Annotated in this window: 15 protein-coding genes; 9 read left to right on the top strand and 6 right to left on the bottom strand. The window is 38.0% G+C overall.

All coding sequences use genetic code 11. The features are described 5' to 3' along the window. Positions 1-71 precede the first annotated feature (71 nt). Entirely contained in the window at positions 72-1904 is a 1833-nt protein-coding gene (locus tag G8761_RS05300; protein WP_166024403.1) for a bifunctional diguanylate cyclase/phosphohydrolase, read from the top strand. An 87-nt stretch (positions 1905-1991) separates the two neighbouring features. Here the strand turns inward: G8761_RS05300 and G8761_RS05295 are convergent, their stop codons facing one another. After that, the gene (locus G8761_RS05295; protein ID WP_166024401.1) at positions 1992-3161 is read right to left on the bottom strand and encodes a C40 family peptidase; all 1170 of its coding nucleotides are present in this window, start codon (positions 3159-3161) and stop codon (positions 1992-1994) included. 252 nt (positions 3162-3413) lie between these two features. Here G8761_RS05295 and gloA2 point away from each other — a divergent pair, with 252 nt between their 5' ends. Genes gloA2 through G8761_RS05270 form a run of 5 tightly spaced genes read left to right on the top strand, consistent with a single transcriptional unit; the run spans position 3414 to position 8564 of the window. After that, the gene (gene gloA2 / locus G8761_RS05290; protein ID WP_243449897.1) at positions 3414-3800 is read left to right on the top strand and encodes an SMU1112c/YaeR family gloxylase I-like metalloprotein; all 387 of its coding nucleotides are present in this window, start codon (positions 3414-3416) and stop codon (positions 3798-3800) included. Between the two features lie 33 nt (positions 3801-3833). Beyond that, on the top strand, positions 3834-4067 hold the full coding sequence (locus G8761_RS05285; protein WP_166024398.1) for a hypothetical protein: 234 nt from the start codon (positions 3834-3836) through the stop codon (positions 4065-4067). Further along, positions 4061-4603, top strand: coding sequence for a serine hydrolase (locus tag G8761_RS05280; RefSeq protein ID WP_166024396.1), 543 nt, complete (start codon positions 4061-4063; stop codon positions 4601-4603). Before G8761_RS05285 ends, G8761_RS05280 begins: the two co-directional genes overlap by 7 nt. After that, the gene (locus G8761_RS05275; RefSeq protein WP_166024394.1) at positions 4600-5514 is read left to right on the top strand and encodes a hypothetical protein; all 915 of its coding nucleotides are present in this window, start codon (positions 4600-4602) and stop codon (positions 5512-5514) included. The genes G8761_RS05280 and G8761_RS05275 overlap by 4 nt, the downstream gene beginning before the upstream one ends. A 29-nt stretch (positions 5515-5543) precedes the next feature. Then, entirely contained in the window at positions 5544-8564 is a 3021-nt protein-coding gene (locus G8761_RS05270) for a S8 family serine peptidase (protein WP_166024392.1), read from the top strand. Positions 8565-8780: 216 nt separating this feature from the next. Here the strand turns inward: G8761_RS05270 and G8761_RS05265 are convergent, their stop codons facing one another. From G8761_RS05265 to G8761_RS05245, 5 genes are all read right to left on the bottom strand, one after another. Further along, positions 8781-11591 (bottom strand): Ig-like domain-containing protein, encoded by a 2811-nt coding sequence (locus G8761_RS05265; protein WP_166024389.1) that lies wholly within the window; start codon positions 11589-11591, stop codon positions 8781-8783. 211 nt (positions 11592-11802) lie between these two features. Next, positions 11803-13632 carry an immunoglobulin-like domain-containing protein gene (locus G8761_RS05260; protein WP_166024388.1) on the bottom strand — a complete coding sequence of 610 codons (1830 nt, stop codon included), beginning with the start codon at positions 13630-13632 and terminating at the stop codon, positions 11803-11805. A gap of 754 nt (positions 13633-14386) precedes the next feature. Then, complete coding sequence (locus tag G8761_RS05255; protein ID WP_166024386.1) at positions 14387-16144, bottom strand: M14 family zinc carboxypeptidase; 1758 nt, start codon at positions 16142-16144, stop codon at positions 14387-14389. 271 nt (positions 16145-16415) lie between these two features. Beyond that, positions 16416-19562 carry an Ig-like domain-containing protein gene (locus G8761_RS05250; RefSeq protein WP_166024384.1) on the bottom strand — a complete coding sequence of 1049 codons (3147 nt, stop codon included), beginning with the start codon at positions 19560-19562 and terminating at the stop codon, positions 16416-16418. Positions 19563-19810: 248 nt separating this feature from the next. Then, positions 19811-20632, bottom strand: a complete 822-nt coding sequence (locus G8761_RS05245; RefSeq protein ID WP_166024382.1) for an SGNH/GDSL hydrolase family protein — start codon at positions 20630-20632, stop codon at positions 19811-19813. Positions 20633-20867: 235 nt separating this feature from the next. On the opposite strand from G8761_RS05245, the gene G8761_RS05240 reads away from it, so the two are divergent. From G8761_RS05240 to G8761_RS05230, 3 genes are all read left to right on the top strand, one after another. Then, positions 20868-21617, top strand: a complete 750-nt coding sequence (locus G8761_RS05240) for a YveK family protein (protein WP_166024379.1) — start codon at positions 20868-20870, stop codon at positions 21615-21617. After that, entirely contained in the window at positions 21607-22311 is a 705-nt protein-coding gene (locus tag G8761_RS05235; RefSeq protein WP_420800228.1) for a CpsD/CapB family tyrosine-protein kinase, read from the top strand. The genes G8761_RS05240 and G8761_RS05235 overlap by 11 nt, the downstream gene beginning before the upstream one ends. A 105-nt stretch (positions 22312-22416) precedes the next feature. After that, positions 22417-23181: a tyrosine-protein phosphatase gene (locus tag G8761_RS05230; protein ID WP_166024376.1), complete on the top strand. Its 765-nt coding sequence runs from the start codon at positions 22417-22419 to the stop codon at positions 23179-23181. Positions 23182-23276 lie beyond the last annotated feature (95 nt).

Below are 23276 nucleotides of genomic sequence, written 5' to 3'. Positions count from 1 at the left end.
CAAATTAATATAATCAATCTTAAGGAGAAGTTAAAGAACTTCTCCTTAAATTCTTATAGTGAGTGATAAAAATGGAATTTATAAAGACCTCCTCCAAAAGGTATTTGCTTGGAGTATCAATTTTAGGGATAACTGCTTTCATATTTTTTAATAAGCTTGCTCATCATACGCTATTTGAGTGGGTTATTATTTTCTCTCTTACTGGTTCAATCCTCTTACTGAATTATTATCTGATTCCAATACCTCCAAAAGGAAATTCCCTTTCAATGGATTCCTCTATTATTCTGGCAAGCCTATTTTTATACAAGCTGGGATTAACGTTGGATGTGTTATTTATTTATGCTGCAATCTACTTATTTACTCAGCGGAATATCGTATGGTGGAAGCATGTTTTTAATTTTGCCCTCTATACCTTATTAACTGTGGGTGCCTATTACTTGTTTATATTACTGGGTGGGGAACTGGGTACCATAAATGTAAAAAGTCTTTTTCCTTATACCATTTCATTTATCTTTTATTTTTTTACGAACGTTCTTTTAATAGGTACATACTTCCTTTTATCTGGGGTTGATAGCCCAAAATATGTGTTGTGGGGCATGATTAAGGAGAGTGCTACCTCCTATAGCAGTACCCTTTTATTATCTTTAGTTCTAGGTATCTTAATTGGAAGTCATGCATTATTTGGGCTTTTTCTATTTAATGTTATATCTTTTCTTTTATCTCTGGCATTTAATCAGCATTTCAAGTTATTTAAAGAAATATCGGAAAAAGCCAACAAAGATTTTTTAACTGACCTGAATAATCATGGATACTTTAAGGAACTTCTTACAGAAGAGATGAACCTTGCCAAAGAGAACGATCTTCCACTGACTGTAGCAATGCTCGATATTGATGATTTTAAAAAATTCAATGACCTTTTCGGCCATATTGATGGAGATCAGCTGCTAAAGGAATTCGGCGCTCTCCTCAAAGCGGAAACACAAGCAAAAGGCTATATCGTAGCACGATATGGCGGTGAAGAGTTTTCTATTGTCTTACCAAATACAGACCGACAAGACGCCTTTGCTTTTATGAATGAACTGCGCAAAAAAGCAAATGACACCTACTTTAAAGGAGTAGAAGGTCTTCCGTACGGCTGCCTGTCCTTTTCAGCGGGGGTTGCTGAATGCAAAAAAGAAACCTATAGCATTTCAGAGCTTTTGAATCATGCTGATCAGGCTATGTATGCAGCTAAGGACCAGGGAAAAAACCTTGTTCATATTTATAATGAATACTCTGAATACACTGTGCAAAAGTCTCTATCTATAGAAAAAGATCTTGAAGAGCTGGAGTTGCAACTTAAAATTTTCCTTTCAAAAGATGTGTATACATATCGTCATAGTAAAAGAGTCTACCAATATGCAGTTGACTTTTCTAAGAAACTGACATTAAGCGAGCACGAACGAAAAACATTAATTCTTGGAGCAATCATCCATGACATTGGGAAACTGGAAATTCCGAGGGATATTATCAATAAAAAGGGCAAGCTGGACCCTCATGAATGGGAAATGATGAAAAAGCACGTAACTTGGGGAAAAGAAATTATTTCAACCAATAAGAAGCTTGAAGATTTAATCCCATTAGTAGAGCTCCATCATGAGCGTTATGACGGAAATGGGTATCCTTATGGTCTGAAAGGTAAAACAATTCCTAAGCTGTCAAGGATTCTATGCGTTATTGATTCGTTCGACGCGATGACAACAGAGCGGCCTTATCAAAAAACGAAGACCTTCAGCGAAGCAATTGCAGAGCTGCGGAATTGCTCCGGAAAACAATTTGATCCACAGTTTGTCGAACCATTTATTGAAATGATAAAACAGAGTAATCATGTTGAAGAGGTTGATAAGGAATTGGTATTGATATAGTAGTTGAGGCACCTTCCATCCCGGGGGGTGCATTTTTTATTAACAATAGAAAAAGATGCTCTAATTATTAGAACATCTTTCTTTGTATTAATAAAATCTTTTAAAACTATCCAAATGGCTTTTGTAATAGGAGTTATTTAAGTTAGTGATCGCTACCCCATTATCGCTGGCATGAATAAATTGATTTCCGCCAAGGTAGATCCCCATGTGGGAGATGCCTTTTTTATATGTATTTTCAAAAAACACAAGATCGCCCGGTTTAGGATTATTTACGTAGTACGAACGGTTGAAATAGCCGTCAGCTGACGTACGAGTGATCGATTTACCTGCTTTATTGAATACATAGTAGATAAAACCGCTGCAATCAAATCCGCCAATTGAACTGCCGCCCCAAACATAAGGTATCCCTAATACTTGTTTGGCAGTCATTACAACGGATGCTGATAAATCAGTTGTTGAAGCAGGCGTCGGTGTCGGTGCCTGTCCTGCTGGTACGGTGCCTGCTGTTCCGCCTTCTGGAGTTGCAAGGCCTGCCGGTGTCTTTGCTACATTTAATTTTTGACCTATGTATATACGATCCGTGCTTAGGTTGTTTGCTTTTTTAATTTCGTCAACAGTCATCCCAACGAGAGTACTTATCTTGCTGAGAGTATCCCCAGCTTTAACTATGTATTGAGCGGCAGTATTACCGGTTGAAGGCGGAGCCGGTGTTTTTGAAGCATTAGCAGGGACCGATGGAACTTTTGTTGTTGGGGCCGGAGCCTTCGCTGTTGATGCCGCAGGAGCCTTAGCCGGAGCCTTCGTTGCTGGTACCGGTCCCTTTATAGTAATAGCAGTTTTAGTAATAATTTTAAAAGACTGCCCAATAGCAATCTTATCTGATTTTAAGTTATTCCAAAGTTTTAACTCCCCTAATGTAACACCATATTTATTGGCGATTTTTGTTAGACAATCGCCTTTTACTGCATAATAGGTAACAGAAGCTGGCTGTGATGCTACAGTTAAAGTTTTAAAGTTTGCAGCAGTATTATTGGATGTGGTTGTAGAGGGTATATTGAGTATTTGGGTGACATAAATCAGGTCTGATGAAAGGTGATTTAACTTTTTTAATTCCAGGACAGTAGTGTTATATTTTTTTGCAATCATTCCAAGGTAATCGCCTTTTTGAACAGAATACGTATTTGCCGAGGCACTTCCGGCATAAACGGCAGAAAGGATTGCTGCGGTCGCGAAAGTCGTCATGACTTTTTTCTTCATTTTTCCCCATCACTCCGTTTTCTCTTTCATTATCTGAAAATATTCTATCATACTGAAAGGGAAATTTATACACAAAATAGAAAAATTGGTCATATAATGGGTTTTTGGTAAATTTATTGCCATTTTCAGACGATAAAAAGTATGTAAAAAAGCGAAAATAGACCTATAAATTATGAGAGAATAATAGTTGGAAATATGTTAATCTATGGGATATAAAACAGCATTTTGAACAGGATGGAAGGGAGTACAGCATTGAAGTTTTCGGGAATTCACCATATCGCAATTATTTGTTCAAACTATGAACGTTCAAAGGACTTTTATACCAGAATATTGGGTCTAACGCCCATCAGAGAGGTATTCAGGGAGGAACGCAAATCCTATAAGCTTGATCTCGCTTTAAATGGCAAATACATAATTGAATTGTTTTCTTTTGATTCTCCTCCGGAAAGAGTCAGTTATCCTGAAGCGGCAGGTCTCCGTCATTTGGCTTTTGAAACAGAAGAAATCGAAGAGAATATTAAATTTTTAATCTCAAATGGAATTGAGCCAGAGCCTATTAGAATTGATCCATACACCCAAAACAAATGCACTTTTTTCGCTGACCCAGATGGTTTGCCAATCGAGCTCTATGAAAAATAAACAATTTTAGTTGAATAAGGGGTAAACAGCAGCATGATGAAGAAACTTTTAGTTGTTTTAATGTCCATTAGTATAATTCTATCGCTATATCAGTATCCACCAAAAGCTAAAGCGGCTACAACTCCAACTGCTTATCAGCAATTTTCACAAAATCTCTCAAGAGATCTTAACAGTTATATTAAAAAATCAGGTGGTGATATTCGTCTCCAATACAGTGATTTATCAAATGGGGATGAATACAAACTTACAACACAGCTGGAATGGTAAGAGCGGCAAGCACCATTAAGCTTCCTCTGGTACTGCAGGTAATGGAGCTAGCAAGTCAGGGCAAACTCAATCTTAATGAAAAATTAACCTACAAGCGCTACCATTATAATGGCGGCAGCGGTATCATTCAAAAAGCAAAGGTTGGAACTCAATATACCATCCGTGATTTGGTTCGAATAACGGTTACTTATAGCGATAATATCGGTTTTGTCATGCTGCGCGAAAGAGTTGGCAAGCAAAACTTCATTAACTACATGAGAAAGCTTGGCGGGAAGTATACCTATACAAACGGAGTCAACACCACGTCCGCGAGCGATATGGTTGCCTACTGGGACTACCTATATAATTTTTCACAAAGAAGCCCGCTGGGTAAAGAGCTTATCAACTATTTAAAACATACAATCTATAACACTACTATTCTAACGGGCACACGAGGAGTAGAAGTTGCTCATAAGGTAGGCATGATTCCTGAGTCCGGGATTTCTCATGATGTTGGAATTGTATATGACAAAAACCATACATACTTGCAGTCATGACGAACAAGTTAAGCTATGCAAAATCCCAAAAGGTGATTGCCGACCTGGCAGCTATCGTATACAAATACCATAAGCAAAAAAGTACCGCCCAGTACATAGCAGCTAAATCAGACCAGGATCTGATCCAGCTTGTGGGCGGTAAAACAGTAAAGGTCGGAAGAATCGTCAAAGGTGAGAACTTTAAAATCAGTACGGATAAAGGCGTCTGGTATGAAATGGATTTTGGCGGTAATAAAGCACTTGTTTCAAAAAGAGGAATCGACTCGTACAATCGGCCAGTTGGCGGTTCATTTTTTAAGGGGAGGGTATCTGAACGGGGACAAATTATTGTTCATCCAATTACCCCGGTCTATTCTGACGCCTCTTCAAAAAGACCAATCGCAAGCATAACCGTCAGTAAAACTCTAGTTTTTGATTCAATAGCAGGCAACTATTATAAAGTATCTTTCGGTGACCGTTTTGCTTATATAGAGAAATCAAAAGCGGACCTGCAGTTCACTCCGTCAATCAAGTATTTCCAAATAAATAAGGAAAATACACCTGTGATTAGCAAGTCAACCGGCCTGCAAATAGCAGTAATTGCTAAAGGAGCAACTTTTATAAGATTAAAAGAATCTGCAAGCTATCAGGAGATTCAGCACGGTAATTCAACTGCATACGTTCCTAAAGCGAATGTTTTACCAGTATATGATGCAAATGTCACCAATCCAGCTGGATACACAATTGCCGCTAACCTTATAAATCTTTCAGAGGACACAAAGGTTTACTTGCAAATGGATGCTGCGGCCGGTGCTATTGCTACTCTCTTAAAAGGGCAAAAAATTAACTATATTCAAAGAAACGGAAATTGGTACTCGATCAATCTAGCAGGACGAACCGTTTATCTCCTGCAAGCAGAGAAAGTTCAATAAATTAAGCAGTTCCGAGAGGAAGAGAAGCAGTGAAACAGTTATTTTCATTTATAATTGCCGTATTTTGCACCTTGTCTATTGTTTCTAATGTTTCCGCAAAAGGACTAAAAGTGGTTCCACTTGTCCCCAAAAATAGCACCTCTGAGCTGTTTGATAAAGACAAGAACATTAAAAGCAACCAATTGATAATTAAATTTAAAAAGGATATTTCTGTAGAGAAAAAAAATGAAATTTTAAATCAGATAAAAGGAGACGAGGTCTCTACTCAGAAAACGGGAGATTTTTCACTCGTAAAGGTTTCCAAAGGTAAGGATTTGAAAAGATTAGCAGACCGACTGCTTGGTTATAAGGAAGTCCAGTATGTTGAGCCTAATGTGAATATGGAAAATACTTTTACACCTACCGATTCAGGCTTTAAAAATCAATGGTATTTAAATAAAATCGGTATGCCTGCTGCCTGGGACCAGACGAGAGGAAGCGCAGGTATAATAGTGGCGGTTGTTGACCGTGGGGTTCAGGTCAATCACCCCGATCTCGCAGGCAAAATTGTAAGCCCAATCGATATCCTAACAGGAAAGACCACTTTTTCACCATCAGAGCATGGAACACACGTTGCAGGGATAATTGCAGCTTCTATCAATAATACTGGTGTGGCCGGAATTGCCCCAAATGTGAAAATCATGCCTGTAAATGTTTTTCAGGGAGAATATGCCAATGTTTATGATATAGTAAATGGCATTTACTATGCTGTTAACCACCATGCAAATATAATTAATTTAAGTCTTGGCAGCCCAGACTACAGCTATGCTCTCGACAATGCAGTGCAATATGCTGCCAGCAAAGGCGTGCTCGTCATTGCTGCAGCCGGCAATGAAAGCACCAGCAGGGATACTTATCCGGCTTCGTTCAAAACCGTAACAGGAGTAAGTGCTACTGATTCAAATGATAAAATTACTTCTTTCTCCAATTTTGGAAATTATATTGACCTTTCTGCTCCTGGGGAATCAATCTATTCAACCATTTCTGGAAGCTCTTATCAGTGGATGAGTGGGACATCGATGGCAGCACCTGTTGTTTCGGGAGCAGCGGCACTTATTTTATCAAAAAACCCATCGCTTTCACCTGCACAAGTTATCGATACGTTAAAGCGATCGGCATTAGACTTGGGTACGAAGGGGTGGGATCAGTATTATGGAGCAGGCCGAATAGATGTGTTAAAAGCCCTGCAAATGACCATGGGACCAGTTTCAAATGTTTCGCTGTCTTCGGCCAAATTGATGATGAACGGTACAAATAAAACTGTCTTATCCTTTACCTCTGGATCCGGTACAAATGTTTCCCTCTATATTCAGGATTCTAAAGGGAAAATAGTAAAATCGCTGCTGAATAAAAAATCAAACGGTGTAAATATGACCGCTTCATGGGAAGGAAAAAAAGACAACGGAGCTTATGCCCCAGCCGGAACATATAAATTTGTGGTAAGAGCTACCAATGGAATACAGACAATTTATCAATCGGTTCCTGTTCTGGTCACAGACCAAATAACTCCTTCCATTACAGCAGCTGCTTTCATTAGTTTCTCGCCGGCAGCAAGCTCAAAAGCTGAAATTGTTATAAATGCAAATAAGGATCAATACGTAACAGCTAATATTTATGACAAAAATAATAAGCTTGTACGCAAAATCCTTTCCACCCATTACTTATACGGGGGAAAAGGAGCCCTTTTTTGGGACGGAAAAAATAGCAATGGTGTGCGTATGGGAGATGGTAATTATCGGCTGGCTATATCGTCAGTGGATTCATATAAACGAAAGTCACCCGGAAAAAACCTTCCTATAAAACTTGATACGGCTAAGCCTAAAGCAAACCTTAAATTATTATCATCGATATTCAAGTCTTCAGGAGCGAGCTGGAACAGCTTGGTAGCAGCAGCAAATGAAGATACTTATGTAAGTGCCTATGTAATTGATGGAAAAGGGAACAAATTGAAAAGCCTGGGTGCTAATTTGTATCATAAACCAGTCGCCTTCTCGTTTAACTGGGACGGAACCAATAATGATAAACAGCCTGTTCCTGAAGGAAACTACCAATATTTATTGGAAATAAAGGATCTGGCAGGTAATAAAACCTTGATAAAAAGTCCTTGGGTGAAACTTATGGATTGGAGGAAGCCGATAATTGGAGCACCGGCAACCATTGAATACAGAAACGTTGGTTCTGCTTCTTATACCTACAGCCTTTCAAAGCCTGCAAAGGTTACAATTGAAGTTTATCAAAATGGGCAAATGGTAAAAACGATTCAACAGGCGCTGGAAAAAGGGAAGGGCATAAATACGTTCAACCTTGACTTATCCTCGAACCTCTTGTCGGATGGTGTATATCAATATCAAATCATGGCAGCTGACAAATACAGTCAAATTGGATTTTTTAAAGGAAATCTTACAGTAGCTTTAGGAAGAACAGTTATAGGGATTGCCAAAACTGTTCAGCTGCATAAATTCGAGAATGGAATCTGTGAAGTTCATTACAGCCTTTCAGAACCTGCCAATATTACAATAGAAGTCTTTGACAGCAGCAACCGAAAAATCAGAACACTTTTAACTAATGCTCCAAGAGCGGCTGGCAAGAACAGTTTTTCATGGGACGGTTATGATGATAAAGGAAATTCGTTATTTACAGATGGATCCTCCTATTACTATAAAATAAAAGCAATAAACACTGTTGGTAATGAAACATCAGTCGAAGGGAAAATTTCTATGGATCAGCCTGAATGGCTTTTAGACCAAAGCGTCAATTTTACAACAGACGGCTCTGGGTTTAATCAGGAAATGGTTCTGACAACAGAAGCCACCCAACCGTTAAAAGTAGGCCTAGAAATCCTAAACGGTCCAAACGGAGAGTTGCTCGACAGCCAAACCTACAATCTCGCTACGGGAGCAGGGGAAATCCGCTATCAAAAACCCGTAAAATATAATCTGTTTTACAACGTAATCTTTGAAGACCAGCTTGGGAATCAATACTTCTATGAGTTTGATGAGAATAATCCTTAAAACAAAAAATCTGGGCAAAAAGCCCAGATTTTTTTGTTTTTTTAGGAAGAAGCATATATCAGAAAGTTTCTTCTTAAAGAATTGCACTTTCATCTTTTAAAGTAACAAATAGCATTTTGCACAATTTTATATTAATACTAGTTCTCCCTAAACCCCTACGAGCCGGCTAGGCCTTTAAAAAATGCCTGGAATTCTCACACCAGGCTTTTATCGTGTTCATTTTACAGAAGTAACTGTAGATTTGCTAATATTACTTGCAGGATCCTTTGCATAGATATACAGCTTGGTGCCTTTACTCTGCTTGCTTACTTTTATAGAGTAGCTGCCATATTGATTAGCTTTTGTCCAGCCAATAGTCTTATTGCCCAAATTAATATAGACAATAGAATAAGCTTCGGATTTGCCTGTTACGTATATTGACTTATAGGTAACTTTGTTGACAGAAGGTGCACTTGGAGGTGTTTTGTCTTTTATAACCACTCGGACTGCAGCCCCGCTATTACCAGCCCCATCAATCGCGTTCACATATATAGCACTTCCTGCTTTTTGGGCGGCTTTTAAATTAACGACAAAGTTACGATATTTATCTGCGTTACCTGTGCCCAATATAGTATTTCCTGATTTAACCTCAACTTTTGATCCTGGTTCTGCCTTTCCGGAAACCCTTTTTTCATAATCCTTTACTTCATTCACAAACGGTGCTGCAGGCGGAGTTTTATCTTTAACAACAGTCAAAGCCGAAGGACTTACGTTTCCTTCTTTATCACTGGCTGAAACATAAAGATTTGTTCCGGCTGTTAAAGGAGACTTTAAGCCTACTGCAAAATTACCTAAAGAATCCGTTACGGCATTACCGACAACTGTACTGCCAGCCTTGAGTGCAACATAAGAGGCAGGTTCGGCTTTGCCGGTCACTTTCCTGTCATAGTCTTTTACTTCATTAACGGTTGGAATCGCCGGCGGCGTCTTATCAAGAATGGTTACAAGTATTTCTGAACTTTTTATACCTGCTGAATTAACGGAATATACCTTTAATATGTTTCCCGCTTTTTGTTTTGGGATTGGGATTGAAAAATTACCATCCGCATTGGATTCGGCATTTCCCAGTTCAATACTGCCGGCTTTTACAAAAACCTTAATTCGAGATTCTGTTTTTCCAGTTATAGCAGTATCTTTATCACTTACCAAATTAACAGTCGGTGTATTTCCCTTTGAAAGGAAGGTATAAGTGACGTCAGGACCTTTATCAGAAGGAATGGCCAACTCAGAAGAAGACTGCATGGCCACTGCACCACCGCCAGTCAAGTACCCGGGGTTAGTCCCGGAAATGCGTGGCTGGATGCTGTCAAACTGGCTATCACCTTTAAAGCCATAGAGTCCCTGTGCCTCTTTTAAAAGTAAAGCAGCACGAAAATCAGTCATAAATTTTCCGAATGTCAAATCCTGACGTACATGTTTTTTTACTACATCTTCGATGGCCAGGTAATTATTGTTTCGATCTTTTAGTATCTCTTTAAAAATGTTATTACCCTGATTGGACTGGAGCTTCACATACTGTCCGAACAAGTATGAAAGTGAATAGTTACCGAGTAAGTCAGGACTATTTTGCCAGTTTAATAGGGAGAGTCCGGCAGGTATGCTTGCTGCATTATTATAATAATCAATCCTATTTGTTAAAGTACTTCCAGTATAAATTTGCTCGGCAGCCATGGATAAGCCCTCATTAAGCCAGGTATCCATTGGATTCTGAGTGCCTTCCACAAAAACATTTTGATTGAAGTTGACCATATGCTGGAATTCGTGAGCAAGGGTACTATAAGTAGATGATACGTCTTTGGAAGTGCCCATTCCCATTGCAGGATATGTATCCAGGTAAAAAATTTCGGACAAATTCGAATGGTTGATATTATATAAATCTCCCCCGTAAAAATATCCGGCAACATAACCTCCCGAACCATTAAAACCATCATGAATGTCGTAACAAAGTATATTTATTTTTCCATCATGGTTCACATCAGATTCGGTGGCAAAGTTATTAGTTACAGATGGATAGATTTTCTGGTCAAATTCAATACCTAGTCTTTGAGCATCCGTAGAGGTTATTGAGTTATTATAGACCCACACATTTGCCTTTGTACCGCTATAGGTAAGTGTCCCATTAATCTGGTAATCCAAATTGGTCGTAAGATCTTTTACCCAAAAGCTTTTTTGATTGCCAATCAGATCGGATTTTGTTGTATATAGAGAAGCAATTTTTTTATCAGCATTTACCTTTACATTAAACGGAATGTTTACATCCAGCCTATAGGAGCTTTGATTAAGATTCTTATTATAGGCAAATTGATCGTTATTTAGCTTAAATAAAGTACCAGTAGATTCAGAGACACTCCCTTGCAGTGATTCATTGCTGATAAGGGTAAAGCTACCTGAAGTTGTGGCAGCAGGAACAGTAGAAGGAACAGAGTCTAAATAAAAGGGATTCTCGATTTTAAAAAGGGTAACATCAGAATAATAATCACTATAATCGTCGGAAATGCCAGCCCTTATATAAATATATTTGCTATTTTGATAGTCTTCTTTAGGAAGAATGGCTATTAATCCAACACTTTTGTAACTGGATGTATTAAAGTTAAAAGGAGCTATATATTCGAGTGCACCATTATTCTCTCTAAAAAATTCCATTGTAAGGTTGTTATCTTTGGCATAATAGTATTGGGATGAATAGTTTAGCTTAATATTCATACTTTTTGAATCATTACTGTCATTAACTGTGCTATTATAACCAATTTTTTGCCATCCTCCATATTGATCATAAAGCGTTGGCAGCATTTGCCCTGTTTGAACCATCGGATAATCCTGAGGGTTTTGATAAGACATTTCTTTGTTGGACAAGATTTTTGGTTCTTGGTTTAAATTCATCTGGGAAAACAGGGTTTTGGCAGACGTGCTGGTTTCTCCGTATGTAGCTGCTGGTAAAGCCAGAGAAAATAATAATATAAATGCTATTAAGCTCTTAAAGACTTTCATTTCATTACCCACCCTTGGTTGTCTATTCTATATTTTTCCACAAAATTATACCATGAAAATTTAACAAAATTGTCGAAAATTAGAAGGGAATTTTCAAACAAAATTCGACAAAAAGGAAGGGGTAATGTTTTAACATACAACAAAAGACCAAGAAATTTGAGTAAACAAAAAACTCGCCTTATGACGAGTTTTCCGATTTTTATCCCTAACTCTACAGGTTTACGGAATACTGGTATTTCGCTCCGCCAGGGTCAGATACTGTCACAACAGCTTTGCTCTGGTTCTGCCAAATTCCGAGAGCAAAGTTAATAGTCATCCCCCAGGAAGAGGGGTAGACCCCCAGGGTAGTGCTAATACCTGCGCTCTGGAGCTCCTGGGCCGTATAAGAAGAGTAAAGCGAATTATTTTGATAGATATCTACTTTCATTATGGATACTGTTTCCTCAGGTTCAAGACTACTCAGAGTAAGAGAAAAGCTTTTATAAAGATTATTAAAGATAATCGCACCGGATCGATACAAGTAAAGGTTCGGTCGGTTGGAAACCATAATCGTTTTAGTGGCGGACACCCCGTCCACGGTGGCTGTAATCGTCACCGTCCCTTCGGTGAAGGTAGTCAGAACGCCGTTAGCGTTAATGATAGCAACACTTTCATCGGAACTCTGCCAGGTCGTATTCTGGTCGGTCGCATCAACCGGGTTAATGACCGTTTTTAACGGAACATTTTGCCCGGTTTTAATTGTGCTTGGAGCGGAAATCGTCACACTAGATACATGAATCCTTTGCACCGTAATCACGCGTTCCACGCTGGTAAAGTTTCCAGCTGTATCCGTGACCGAATAAGTCACCCGGTAAGTTCCTTCTGAGTTCGGATCGGCACTTCCGTCCACAGTTATTTTGGAAGTGAGATCTCCATCGTTATTATCAGTGGCACTTATCCCGCTTAAAGGATCAAAGGAATTATAAAGGCCGATGGTTTTGCTGTCGGCACCGGAAATGACAGGGGGAGTCTGGTCGACAACTGTCACGGTCCGAAAGGCGGAACTCGTGTTTCCGGCCTGGTCGGAAACATAGTAGGTCAAAGAATAGCTGCCAGCCAAGTTTACATTGACGGAGCTAGTTACTTCTATCTTGGAGGTGACATCCCCGTCATTGTTGTCCCAAGCACTGATTCCATCTACCGGGTAAAAGGGATTCCCCTCTGTAACCTGAATGTCCTGAACGCCAGAAAGAACTGGAGCCACGTTATCAAGGACCGTTACGTTTCGGTTAGCACTGGCTGTATTCCCGAAACGGTCGGTAACGGAGTAGGTAAGGTGATAGACGTCTGCCTTGTTCATATTGACAGACCCTTTCACAACAATTTTGGACGTAAGGTTCCCGTCATTGTTATCGGTCGCAGTAATTCCGTTCAATGGATTAAAAACATCCCCCATATGTATGGCGGTATCCTTGATTCCTGCTAGGACTGGCTTCACATTATCTAACACCGTAATCACCCGGGTTGATACTGCCGCGTTTCCGGAAGAATCACTCACGGAATAGGTGAGGGTATATTTCCCTGCAGCCTTTGGGTTCACACTTCCGGTTACTTTTAGATTTTTGGTAATGAATCCGTCAATATTGTCATGGGCGGAAACACCAGTTAACGCATTAAATGAAGTGCCAAGCAATATGGTTTTATTCGATGTTCCCAAAATGACCGGCTTCACCGTATCCTTCTTGACGGTAATAACACGAATGACGGTAGTTTTGTTCCGGGACTTGTCACTTACCGTATAAATCAGTTTGTAGGTCCCCGCTTTTTTGTTATTCACACTGCCGGTCACAACGATTTTTTTGGTCAGGTTTCCATCCTTGTTGTCATCCCCAGTGACACCAGACAGGGCATTAAAAACCATCCCCAGATAAATGGTTTTGTTCACCGCTCCATTGATTTTCGGTTTCACCCGGTCGGATGCAGCTTCTGCATTGTGCGGCAGTGAGCCATATAAGAGTAATAGACCAATAGATAAGAAGAAATATCTCATCCTTTTTTTCACTTTTTCTCCCCCTTTGATGGATATAACTAAATTATACCATTTTTTCTAATAAATAGTTTCTCCTGCATTAAAAAATTATAGATCAAACAGTGTGTGGAAGAGAGGGAGAATTTGGTTCAAAGAGCTTTTGGTGAATCTCAAGAAGCGAGTGCTTGCGAGTATTGTCAGTTAATAGATTTCTAATGTCCTGCTGAAGAAAGAGTGATTACCCTTTAGATAATGAAAGATTACACTAACCCCATCGGAAATTTGAGACTAGTAAAGTGTAAAAGTATTGCAAGGCAGCCTTCAAGCTTGGTATTGTGCTCTCCCTCTTATTAGAACTTGTAGAGGAAGGGGCATCTAAATACAAATAAAGCCATCAAATTAAATTGAAATTCTTTTTAAAAAATAGAGACGGAATAAAAACGGCTGGCTTATAGAAGAATCCCTATGTAGATTTTGAACAAATTAATAACACTGCCAATGAGAAGGGATAGTTCTAATAATGAGAAGCAAAACTGCTACAGCAGCTACCCCTTGTTTTCATTGAACTAGGGTCTAAGTTGAATAAAAATTCGTTTAAATAACATATTTTAAAGAGTGTTTTCCTTTTTATCACAATCACAAAAGAGTCTTGAAGGATTATATTGACGAAAACTGCCTTTAAAAAAGGATCGTTGTTGTCACACTGGCAAATGCATCTGGGAATTATTTAGAAAAGTAAAAGGCTATGAAAAAGGACCCCCATTAATTAATGGGGGTGCACTTGTTTCTATTGATCCTCACCCAAATTTTCTAAAGCTGCCAGGCGCTCCATTAATGTGTTTTTATAATCGGAAAGATACTTTTCTATTAACGGATAGACTGGGTATTGTCCGGGATATTGAAGATTTCCTTTTACTTTAATGGCTGCCGAGTCTTTTTCCAGTTGGTCCAGCTGAAGTAGCTGCTGTTTGGCAAGGTCAATATTCTTCTGTTGGATACTTGTATCAATTAGCAATGAAAGCTGGTATCGTTCAATTTCCAGTCTGTTGTTTTCGATTGTGATAGTAACTGGAATTATATATTTTTTCAAAGCGATGTTCTGAACGGAAGTGCCATACATCTTTTTAATGGCCGCTTCGACTTTGGTTTTTGATAAAACTAACTGGTTATACTGATTGACTGCAGTGCTATTTATTGTTCCTGCGTTGAGGATGTTATGCAGACTGCTATTTAAAGCAAGTATTTGATCTCCTTGTTTCACAATATCGATAAAGTTATGCGCATTCGTTAGTTGAGCCTGAACAACCTTAAGTTGATTAAGCATACCTGCCTGGTAACGTGTTGGCATTTTACCAACAAGAGGACTAAGTGATTGGTAATTTCGATTAACCTGATTATATAAATCCATAAATTTTTGATTAGCAGCAAGGGAAGAAGAATCTTTAATATTATCATTATAGTAAACCTTCAGCTGATTAGCAGATTGAACAAGCGTATTAAGTTTCTTGGAAAGGTCCTGAACAGATTTGGCCATTCGTGCCTCCAAAAGTTTGATACTTTCCTGGGCAGCATAAAGTCCGACTGCCTGGTTTTCCCGCCAAACTCCATTAAACTCTGTTAGAGGCAAACTGGTTTCAATTACATATCGCCCTATTTCCGGTGTGAAAGCTGGCTTCTTTTTAGTATAGATAAACCAGTCGGTAAACCCTCCACCCGATGGATTTTTTCCTGGATTCACTAAACTATAACCCGTCATTTTATTTATAGTCTTGGCATATACAAGATCGCGTTTATAGCGGGCACTATCCTGAAGGAAGTTCCAATATAGAATATGTCCGCTGCTATGATAGGAAATCGCCATTTCTGGATTAATTTCATTTACAAATTTCACAATTGCCTTTGTTTCTGCCGCAGTTTCCGGTGCGTAGCCCTTAAAGTTTTTTAAGCTAGGACCTTTAGGTGAATTCTTAATGTTTTTCCATAAAGCGTTGTATTGACGGTTTAAGTCTATCCCCTTGCCGTTGGCTTTCCAGCTATTAAAATTCTTGCTGCCTCCGTTCATTTTAATGAGGGATGCCTGAACATTTTTTGGAAAAGCATTTAATCCCTGTTGCTGCAAAATGACACCGTCGGGATTTACCATTGGAACGAACCAAATAGTAGACAAATCGAGAATAGATCTTGCGCTATATCCGCTTATTTTTGTATTTGACCGGTAGGCTGAGGCATAATTTTCAATCATGTACATATTAAGCGTGGTTGTCATCCATTCACGAGCATGGTGGGAACCGTTAATAAATAAATTCGTATTTCCATTTCCTAGCCCAACCGCGTAAATGGAGCGTCCATATTCAGATTTTCCGATAACTTTTACTCTAATAAAATCAGGATAAGCTTTCTGTAGATTTTGGATATCTGAAACCATCTGAACGTATGAGTAAACTTTATTTGGGTTAACAATCGGTCCCGCTGCTTTCGTTTTAAAAGGAAGCAGGGAAGTCAAAAGAATGCAGACGATAAAAATAATAAAACTTTTTAATTTCAACGATGTTCTCCTCCTAGTAAATTCACAATCTTTTTAAATTATAACTATATTTATCCAATTAAACTATAATTTTGAAAAAATAATACCAATCTATTCGGTATCTTTACGAAGAAGTAGATTGATATTGCTTGAAGGTAAGGCTTCGGGAGAACGATAATTTTAAAAAGATAAGCAATAGGGGGGTTCTAAAACTCTTCATGTATTTATAGAATCAAAAAAAGACTGGCTCGAAATTATTGTCATATAATAATTTCGAGCCAGTCCCATTATTTTAGTGTACTATTCGATTAACATACATTCCATAAACCCAGCCGGTATTAGTAGAATTCGGCAAATAAACATTGTACCAACCATTATTCATAACTGGAATACCGTTGCTTAAAACCGGTTTGAGATATGTTCCGTTAGGAACGCTAGTTATTAATCCAGCTGAATCAAATGGATTGTTTTTAATTGGCAACGTCATACCACTATTCAAGTTCGCTTGAAGTAAATTAGCAATATCTAAAAATTGGCCATAAAGCCACCCGGTACGACCGTCAACGCTTACTCGGTACCAATGATATGCATAGTTGCCGCTGCTGCTAGGGTCATACTTTACATCTGTATTAAAGCCTAATACGGTTACAGTTTTGTATTGGCCCAGAGTGCTTATTACAGTAGATGGAGAAACATATGGCAATGATCTGAAAGTTAAGGAAGAAGCATTAACAGTAGCTGAAATGCCACTTGGGAAATTGATAACAGTGTCTGTTGGATAAGCTTGTCCAGCAGGAATGTCCCTTCCATAACTTGGCGGTACGCTTCCGGTAATAGGTAATTCTTTTACATGGGAATAATAGGAATAGTCATACGGCTTGATACTTGCCATTAAATTAGCAATTCCGTTTTTCCAATTTTGGTCAGTTGCATATCTAACATTCATTCCTGTTAAGGTTGGACCGTAAGTAGAACTATAATAACTGCCATTTTCGTTTAGATAATCCACTCTAACCTGATAAGCTACATTATTAATACTGTCAGGTCCTGTTGGGAAGTAATAACCGCATGTAAAAGGGCACATATCATATGCTCCATAACCATATAGGTTATGCTTGTAGGTCCTTAAATCGGATCCTCCCCAGCCGGTTTCCCAAATAGCATGTGCTACAAGATACTGAGCATTAACGCCGTATTTGTTTTGAGCATCAATAAAACTTTGGGCATAGTTCTTAAGAGGGCTATTAGGGCTTTTAAGATTAAAGAAATTAACGATATCAGTTGCTGTGATATTGGAAGGTTTCATTAAATCTTCTAACAAATAAAGGTTGCCATTCCCGATTGTTATTTGTTGATTAATAGAATAAGTTGAGCCATTATTTCCAGTTTCTTTAATCGTTAAACTATGTTGGCCATCAGCAAACTGAAGTGTATTAAGAGTAAATTGATACTCAGAGTTTGCATTTTGATATTGTGGAAAAGCACTTAGAACGTCTGGCCGTGAGCTTCCGTATGCCGCTTCACCCATTAGTTTTCCATCAACATATACTTCTACCTTGGATACGCCACTTCCATCCAAAAGCCACCCACGTATAAGAGCATCATCTTTAATGACGGTGTCACTTTTGGGATCATCAATAGATCCTTTTGCAGGCGAATTTTGAACATTAATTAATTTGCTATCGAAAGTTTTGGTAGTCGCGTTAGTGCTTGTCTCTCGAACAGTGATGGAATGTTGTCCATTGTTTAGGTTTCTAGTATTGAGGGTATATTGATACCCAGAGTTAGCATTTTGATATTCAGGATAACCGGATTGGACATCAAGCCGAGAAATACCGTACTCTGCCTGCCCAACAATCGTACCATCCACCAAAACCTCTATCTTGGATACACCATTTGGATCTAAGACCCAGCCCCGGACCAGGCTATCTCCATTTACGGTAGATCCGTTCGCAGGTTCATCAAAAGATCCTCTAACCAATAAACTTGGATTTTGTACATTTACCGTTTTGCTGTCGAGAGTTTTGGAAGTTCCATTATTGCTTGTTTCCCTAACAGAAACGGAATGTTGTCCATTATTTAGGTTACTGGTATTAAGGGTATATTGATACCCGGAGTTGGCGTTTTGATATGGAGGAAAGATCTTTTGAACGTCAGGCCGAGAAATACCATACTGAGCCTGTCCAATGATTTTTCCATCTACTAAGACATCTATCTTGGAAACGCCATTTGGATCTAAAAACCAGCCTCGAACTAGGCTGTCCCCTTTTACGGTAGAACCATTAAGAGGTGATTCAAGAGTTCCTCTTACAGGTAAACTTTGATTTTGAACATTTACCGTTTTACTTGAGAGATTTAAAACTGTCCCGTTTTTACTAGTTTCTCGAACGGATAGAGAATGCAGTCCATTGGTTAGATTACTAGTAGCGAGGGTATATTGATAGCCAGCGTTCGAATTATTATATGCAGGAAAAATCTTTTGAACGTCCGGCCTTGAAATACCATACTGAGCCTGTCCGATGATCTTACCATCTACCAAAACCTCAATCTTTGATACACCGTTTGGATCCAAAAGCCAGCCTCGAACCAGGCTATCTCCATTTACAGTTGAACCATTGAGAGGTGAATCAAGAGTTCCTCTTATAGGTAAACTTAGATTTTGTACATTTACCGTTCTGCTTGGTAGATTAACAATGGCTCCATTTTTACTAGTCTCGCGAACAGTTAGAGTATGTTGTCCGTTGGATAGGTTTGTAGTATTAAGAGTATATTGATAGCCAGAATTCGCATTTTGATATTGAGGATACACTCTTTGGACATCAAGTCGTGAAATACCATATTGTGCTGGCCCCATAATTTTTCCATCTACCAAAACCTCTATCTTTGATACGCCATTCGAATCTAAAAACCACCCGCGTACCAGGGTGTTCCCTTTTACGATAGAACCGTTGATTGGTGAATCAAAAGTTCCTCTTGTGGTTAAACTTTGACTTGTAGATAAACTTTGATTTTGAACACTCACATTTTTCCCCGTAAGATTGGAAACAGTACCCTTTTTGCTTGTCTCACGTACAGAAATAATGTGCTGTCCATTGGATATATTTGTAGTCTTAAGGGTAAATTGATAACCAGAATTTGCGTTTTGATATTCAGGAAAGGCCTTCTGAGCATCGAGACGCGTGCTGCCATATTGTGCTTGTCCTATTATTTTCCCATCTACTAAAACCTCTATCTTTGAAACGTCGCTTCCATCTAAATACCAACCACTTACCTTAATGTCTCCTTTAATCGTAGACCCTGCGGCTGGGGCATCCATGTATCCTTTAGAAGGAAGACTTCCAACGTCTGCAAAAACACTACTATTATTAAAGATAGTTAGAAAGATAAGAAAGGATGCAAACACTAGAAGTTTAGTAAAAATACTTTTAATCTTGTTCAACTCCTCTATTAATTTATTTTAATAACAAAGATAATTTTAACAAACGAACAATTTGATAACAATTGGAAATCGACATAAATTTCAAAATCGACTATTTTTCCCATAAAAATAGAAAATTCTCCCTTTATCTGGATTTTTAGAAAAATAAAGAGTTTTTGTGTTTGTTTTTTTCAACGAGATTCTAATAAATAAAAAAAGCCGTTTCCAAGTTTAAAGTCGGAAAGGCTCTAAATTAAATGAATATACAATTATTTTTTTATAAAGTAGTTAAGCAAAAAATCACCCCATACTTTATTTCCTTTTTCATTGGGGCCACTTTGATCAGCTAGCAGGTAGCTTTTAATTTCTTCAGAATTTGGGTCCGGCCATACAGGCCAATGGTCCAAATAGGTAATATTGTCTTGCTTAGCATATTCTTTTAGCGCGTCCACCTGTTTGGGATAAAACTTTGCCTGATAGAGAGGATGTGGCGGCTGTATTATAAAAGCTACACTTGGATTTTTCTGTTTAAATGCTTCCATGAAGGTTGAAAGATTCTCAAGAGAATTTTCCATTACTACCTCACCGTTATCATTAAGTGTAAATGGCTCAAATAAAACAAGGTCGGCACTCTCATTTACTAATTCCAGGTATTTCTTTTGATTAATAAATTGCATTGAATTTAAGTCGTATGTTCGGACAGTAACCTTCATATTTTTTTTGCCATATGTCTCTTCCAGTTGCTTTGCAACCATAGAAGACCAGCTTCCCTTACTGGTATTAATGGCATTAGAACCAACAATGAGCACTTTATAAAGCTTTTTATCTATTAAGCTTTTTTTAAAGCTTTCCTGGGCCTGATGTGGCCAGTTGGCAGCCATGCTTAGATAGGTATTAATCGAGGAATCTTGTTTTTTATTAATCTCTTTAGATTTTAGTTTTGGAGCAGAAGTATCATTATCAAATGCTTGTTCTTCTGGTGAATTTGGTTTATTTGCAGAAACCAACGTACTTTCCTTCCAATGAATCTGCCCCAAAATAAGAATGACCATACAACAAATGCCTAAAACAATAGTAAAGAAAACTTTCATATTGTATTTTTCCTCCAAATCAGTTTTGATACCCTATATCAGAAAATATAAACCTTGTAATTTTTGGAAACATTAAAAAACTCTTCTATTTTTTGACAGAATGTTGTTAAATAGTTAAAGAAGTCGAACAATATTACAGATTAATTAAAATTATGACAAGAAAAACAAAAAATGACAATATATTATGTTATAATAATTCTTGTTTTTCTTATTTTTTACATAACGGGAGGAAGTCATGGAAGAAACAATCAGCCTTAAGGAACTCTTTCAAACCCTGAAAAAGAGGCTAAATTTAATAATAGTGGTAACCTTGATAGCGGTACTTGTAAGTGGAATCGTTAGCTACTTTTTCTTAACCCCGATTTATCAGGCCTCAACACAGATACTGGTGAACCAATCAAAGGATGAACAAAGTCTTTATAACACGAATCAGGTACAAACCAACCTACAACTTATTAACACTTATAATGTGATTATTAAAAGTCCCGCCATTCTGGATAAGGTTATAAAAGAGCTTGGACTCAATATGACTTCAGGTGAACTTAACAGTAAAATGACAATTCAAAGTGAAAATAACTCACAGGTAATTAATTTATCTGTAGAAGATCCTAATGCTAAAAGAGCAGCTAAATTGGCTAACAAGACAGCAGAGGTTTTTGAAAAAGAAATTAAGAAAATTATGAAAGTAGAGAATGTTAGTGTACTAGCAAAAGCTACGGTAACAGACGGACAATCTCCTATCAAGCCAAAACCACTATTAAATATTGTTATTGCCTTAGTTGTCGGTTTAATGGCAGGTGTAGGTTTAGCGTTCTTAATGGAATACCTTGATAACACAATTAAAACAGAGCAGGATATCGAAAAGGCCCTTGGATTAGCAGTAATCGGAACAATTGCCACTATCGATGATTCCAAAATGGAAGATTTAAAAAACAAAAAAACTGAACGGAGATCAAGAGTAAGAGGTGAAAGCATTGGCTCATAATAAAAATGCAAAAAAGAAGCTTGGTAACCAAAGACGTAAACTTATTACCATAATGGATCCCAAGTCACCTATTTCAGAACAATACAGAACAATTCGTACTAATATCCAGTTTTCTTCCGTGGATACTGAAATTAAGACCTTAATGGTCACATCTTCAGGTCCTGGGGAAGGAAAGTCAACCACCGTCTCTAATTTAGCCGTGGTTTTTGCCCAAATGGGAAAAAGAGTCTTGCTGGTGGATGCGGATTTAAGAAAGCCTACAGCGCAATATACTTTTAATCTGACAAATAATTTTGGTTTTACAAGTGTCCTTACTAAACAAATTTCATTAGTGCAGGCTGTTTCTGAAACTGACCAGGAAAACCTTTATGTGCTTCCAAGTGGACCTATCCCTCCAAATCCAGCGGAGCTTCTTGGCTCAAAAGCCATGGATCTCTTTTTAGAATATGCTTTTGAGGGCTTTGATTTAGTATTATTTGATACGCCTCCTGTATTGGCTGTTACCGATGCTCAGATTCTTGCTAATCGTTGTGATGGAACGATTCTGGTTGTGTCAAGCGGAAAAACAGAGATAGACCAGGCACAAAAGTCCAAGGAATTATTGTTAGCTGCAAATGGAAAGCTAATGGGCGTTGTTCTTAACAACAAGCCAATGAAGGAATCAAATTATTACTATTATTATGGGGCTAAATAATAATTTAGTAGAATAGCATATTTCGACAAAAACCGCTATTTACCCTTTTGTTTTAAGATGGTAATATGTTTGAAAAACGGCATAAAAATGGAAGGAGGGTTTGCGATGATTGATATACATAGTCATATTTTGCCTGGTATTGATGATGGATCGAAGAATATGGGAGAAAGCCTAATGATGGCCAGAGAAGCCGTAAAAGAAGGAATTTCTACAATTATTGCAACTCCTCATCATAAAAATGGTAAATACGAAAATTATAAATCCGACATTATTAATAAAGTTAACGAATTAAATAAAGTGTTAGAAAATGAAAATGTAGATTTAGAAGTTTTGCCAGGCCAGGAAACCCGCATATATGGAGAGATTGTAGAGGGAATTAAAAACGATGAGATTCTTTCCCTTAGTGGTTCTCAATATCTATTTGTAGAGTTTCCATCCAGCCATGTTCCAAAATATACCGAACAGCTCTTCTTTGATATTCAAATGAAAGGCTATATACCAGTTATTGTCCATCCAGAACGAAATCAGGAAATAATCGAAAGGCCTGATCGCCTCTTTCACTTAGTTGAAAAGGGAGCTTTGACACAGGTAACAGCTTCTAGTCTTAGTGGGCACTTTGGCAAAAATATTAAAAACTTCTCATTTCAATTAATAGATTCAAATTTAACTCACTTTATCGCTTCGGATGCTCATAATGTTCATAACCGAACCTTTAAAATGGAGGAAGCATTCAATCTAGTAGCTAAGAAATATGGTATCGATATGGTCTACTTTTTCAGAGAGAATGCAGAATTATTAGTTGATAATAAATCGATCTTTAAAGAGATACCTGAAAAAATAAAAAAGAAAAAATTATTCGGTATTTTTTAGTTACCCTACCATCACCGCTTTTAAACCTTTATTTAGCTAATTTAGAAAAATATTTGGTAATGTCTCCAATCCCGTTATCGACGGAGGCACTCGAC

Origin of the sequence: Neobacillus terrae, assembly GCF_011393025.1 — a bacterium.
Classification (GTDB): domain Bacteria; phylum Bacillota; class Bacilli; order Bacillales; family Cytobacillaceae; genus Neobacillus_A; species Neobacillus_A terrae.
The sequence above is the reverse complement of the archived record's forward strand: the minus strand, read 5'-3'. Positions and strand labels throughout refer to the sequence as shown.